Source organism: Selenomonas sp. (assembly GCF_052169755.1).
In the GTDB taxonomy this organism is placed as follows: domain Bacteria; phylum Bacillota; class Negativicutes; order Selenomonadales; family Selenomonadaceae; genus Selenomonas.
Genome location: NZ_JBQNBV010000169.1, coordinates 1 through 3,763 on the forward strand (window position 1 = coordinate 1; position 3,763 = coordinate 3,763).

Sequence of the window (3,763 nt, forward strand, 5' to 3'; positions counted from 1 at the left end):
TGCTTTCGTTATTTTCCTGCGCCTGTGAAGTCGTAGAGCTTCTCCGCCTTGTGAAACTGCGTGTGCAGCAGTTCGTGCGCCTTGCCTTTTAGGGGGGCGCCGAGGAATTCTTTGTAGATGCGCACGACTTCGGGGTTTTCGTGGGATTTTCGCACGGGGAGGTTCTTGTCGATTTCGTAGAGCGCTTTCATACGCTCGGCGCGGCGTGCATTCGTCGTATTGAGAGGTTGTCCGCCGCCGCCTTGGCAGCCGCCGGGGCACGCCATGACCTCGATGAAGTCGTAGGGGCTTTTGCCTGCTTTGACATCGTCCAAGATGCGCTTGGCGTTCTTGAGCGTATGTGCGACGGCGATGCGCACTTTGCGTCCATCGAGGTCGACGGTTGCTTCCTTGATGCCGTCCATGCCGCGTACGGCGAGGAAGTCGATGGAAGGGAGCGTCTTGCGCGTCGCTTTTTCGTAGACGGTGCGTAGCGCGGCTTCCATGACGCCGCCTGTCGTGCCGAAGATCGCGCCCGCGCCCGACGCTGTGCCAAGAGGGCTGTCGAAGTCCTCTTCGGGCAGATCGTGGAAGGTGATGCCGACATAGTGGATGAGCTTGGCAAGCTCGCGCGTCGTGATGACGATGTCCACATCTTGATGACCGTCCCTGCCCATCTCGGGACGCGCCGCTTCGAACTTCTTCGCCGTGCATGGCATGACGGAAACGGTCACGATGTCCTCGACGGGGATGCCCGCCTGCTTCGGATAGTAGGTCTTGGCGACGGCGCCGAAGATCTGCATGGGCGACTTCGCCGTCGAGAGGTGATCGAGCAGGTCGCTGTAATGCTTTTCGACATAGTTGACCCAACCGGGGCTACACGAGGTCATCATGGGGAGCGTGCCGCCGTTTTCCAAGCGGTGCAGGAATTCGTGCCCTTCTTCCATGATCGTGAGATCAGCGCCGAAGTTCGTATCGAAGACGCGGTCGAAGCCGAGCCGCTTCAAGGCGGCAACCATCTGTCCCGTGACGATGGCGCCGGGCGGCAGGTGGAACTCGTCGCCCAAGGAGACGCGCACGGCGGGCGCGACCTGCACGATGACGTGCTTCTTCGGATCTTGCAGGGCGTCGAGGACACGTTGCGTGTCATCTTTTTCCGTGATCGCGCCTGTCGGACAGACGAGGCTGCACTGGCCGCAGAGGATGCAGTCGGTCGCTTCCAAGGGGCTGTCGTAGGCGGTCGTGACGGTGATCTTGTCGCTTCTGCCTGCGAAGTTCAAGGCTTCGATGCCCTGTACGTCTTTGCAGGCGCGGATGCAGCGGCCGCATTTGATGCATTTCGTCGGGTCGCGTGCGATGCTCGGGTTGTTCGCCGCGTCCTCTCGGTTTTCGACGACGATGGGAAGCCCCGTGTGACCGATGTTGAAGCGGCTGCAAAGCTCCTGCAGGTCGCAGCGGTGGTTGCGCGGACAGTTCAGACAGTCTTGGTTGTGGTTGGCGAGGATGAGCTGCAGGATGGCGATCTGCGTGTCGCGCACGATCTGCGTGTCCGTATGGACTTCCATGCCTTCCCAGACTTCGGTCGCACATGCCGCCATGAGACGGCGGCTGCCTGTGACCTCGATGGAACAGATGCGGCAGCGAGCCTTGACGCGCTGATCGGGGTGGTAGCAGAGGTGCGGGATGTTGATGTGTACCTTGCGTGCGGCGTCGATGATCTTCGTGCCTTTGGGGACTTCGACGGGGATGTTGTTGATTTTCAGGTGTACGAGTTCTTTTTCTTCTGCCATCAGTGTACGCCTCCGATCCGGAATGTTTCGGGAAAGAGCTTGAATGCGGCGGAAAGGGCGTTTTCGGCGCTTTCGCCAAGGCCGCAGAGGGCGGACATGGGCATGATGCGAGCGATCATCTTCATGTTTTCGAGATCCTTTTCCGTCGCGGTGCCTTGCGCGAACTTTTCCAAGATGAGCTTGATGTGGAGAACGCCCTCGCGGCACGGCGTACACTGACCGCAGCTTTCGTGCGAGAAGAACGCCTGTGTCATGCGCAGGAAATCGAGGACGCTCGTGCGCTCATCGACGACGAGGATCGCCCCCGAGCCGACCGTGACGCCCGCCGCCTTGAGGTCGTCGTAGGTGTAGGGGACGTCGAGAATGGATTCGTCAGCGATCTTGCCTGACGCGCCGCCGAACTGGATCAGGCGGATGCGGCGGCCGCCCTGGATGCCGCCCGCAAGCTCATAGATGATCTCGCGCACGGTCGTACCGAAGGGGATCTCAAAGACGGCGGGACAGTTGACGTTGCCGCCGACGGATACGAGCTTTGTGCCGAGGGATTCGCCCGAGCCGTAGCCGATGTATTCTTTTTTGTCGTCCAACAGGAGATGCGGCACGATGGAAAGGCTCTCGACGTTGTTGACGCACGTCGGCAGCGCGAAAAGACCGCTCTGCTTGATGAAGGGCGGCTTCATGCGCGGTCTGCCCGCCTTGCCCTCGATGGAGCGGATGAGCGCCGTGCCTTCGCCGCAGACGTAAGCGCCCGCCCCCGAATAGAGGTGGATGCGGAAGTTGAAGCCCTCTTTGCCGAGGATGTTTTTGCCGAGGAAGCCGCAGCGCTCGGCTTCTTCAATGGCGTTCTTGAGGCGTGCGCGAAGGTGCGCGTACTCTTCGCGCAGGTAGATGTAGCCGTCCTGTGCGCGGATGCTCCAAGCGCCGATCGTCATGGCCTCGATGAGGTTGAAGGGGTCGTTCGTGATGAGTTCGCGATCCTTGAAGGTGCATGGCTCGCCCTCGTCGGCGTTGCAGATGATGACCTTGTGCTCGCCTTTGACGGCACGCGCCTGCGACCACTTGCGCCCCATAGGATAGGCGGCGCCGCCGCGCCCCTTGATCTGCGCTTCGGAGAGAAGCGCGGCGATGTCCTCGCCGTCCATTGTGACGGCCTTTTTGAGTGCGCTGAAACCGCCGATCGACAAGTACGATTCGATGGACATGGGGTCGTAGCGATGGAAGTTCTTTGTCATGAAAGAAACCTTGCTCATATAGTCTCCTTTCGTGTGAGTGTGTTCCGTTTCCGTTCCATGAAGTTCGCTGCTTTTTTGTTATTGCAGCGTATTGAGCAGATCCTCGATCTTTTCACGGCTGTCGAGGTGTCCGTAGACTTCGCCGTTGACACGCACGGCAGGCGCGATATCGCACGCACCGAAGCACGGCGTTTTTTCGAGCGTGAAGCGTCCGTCGTAGGTGACTTCGCCGATGTCGATGCCAAGGAGACTTTTGAGCGCTGAGAGAAGCGTTTCGTTCTCGTTGATGCGACAGACGACGGAGTCGCAGATCTCGATCGGGTATTTGGCACGCGGCGTGGGCGACAAGCTCGCGTAAAAGGTCAGACAGTCGTAGATCAAAGAAATTTTCAGCGGCAATTTTTCCGCCACATAGTAGGCGGCGGACTCGGGCACATAGTGACGCTCGAAGAGATTCTGCACGTCGAGCAGGATGCCGACGATCTGCGTCGGGTCGTAGGAATGAGCCTCAAGCACGCGGTCAATCTTTTCGCGCGTCGCGAGCGCAAGGTTTTCCGGTATGGCGTTCATGGCAGCAGCTCCTTTTCTTGGGAAATAGAAGTTCTCTTCTATCATTATAAAAGGAAACGCGGATTCATTCAAGAGAAAGCCGTATATGAGTCAAGGAAACACGGATAAATTCAGCCGCCCATCTTCACACATCTGCACTGTCCTCTCGTCGTCGACAAATCCTCGACGTAGCTCTGCTACGCCTGCGGTTTG

3 protein-coding genes are annotated in these 3,763 nt (G+C 59.0%); all 3 read right to left on the reverse strand.

Annotated elements, in window-relative coordinates; genetic code table 11:
- Window positions 1-8: 8 nt before the first annotated feature.
- The 3 genes from ACTTKG_RS09715 to ACTTKG_RS09725 are packed head-to-tail and all read right to left on the reverse strand — an operon-like array spanning window position 9 to window position 3,571.
- On the reverse strand, window positions 9-1,769 hold the full coding sequence (locus ACTTKG_RS09715; RefSeq protein ID WP_442674000.1) for an NADH-dependent [FeFe] hydrogenase, group A6: 1,761 nt from the start codon (window positions 1,767-1,769) through the stop codon (window positions 9-11).
- Window positions 1,769-3,019 (reverse strand): complex I 51 kDa subunit family protein, encoded by a 1,251-nt coding sequence (locus ACTTKG_RS09720; RefSeq protein WP_442674001.1) that lies wholly within the window; start codon window positions 3,017-3,019, stop codon window positions 1,769-1,771. Before ACTTKG_RS09720 ends, ACTTKG_RS09715 begins: the two co-directional genes overlap by 1 nt.
- 60 nt (window positions 3,020-3,079) lie before the next feature.
- Entirely contained in the window at window positions 3,080-3,571 is a 492-nt protein-coding gene (locus ACTTKG_RS09725) for an NADH-quinone oxidoreductase subunit NuoE family protein (protein ID WP_442674002.1), read from the reverse strand.
- Window positions 3,572-3,763: the final 192 nt, after the last annotated feature.

What these genes read in the sequence shown, in the direction of transcription:
- ACTTKG_RS09715 (WP_442674000.1), bottom strand. Translation starts at nt 1,769, where the DNA reads ATGGCAGAAGAAAAAGAACTCGTACACCTGAAAATCAACAACATCCCC.
- ACTTKG_RS09720 (WP_442674001.1), bottom strand. Translation starts at nt 3,019, where the DNA reads ATGAGCAAGGTTTCTTTCATGACAAAGAACTTCCATCGCTACGACCCC.
- ACTTKG_RS09725 (WP_442674002.1), bottom strand. Translation starts at nt 3,571, where the DNA reads ATGAACGCCATACCGGAAAACCTTGCGCTCGCGACGCGCGAAAAGATT.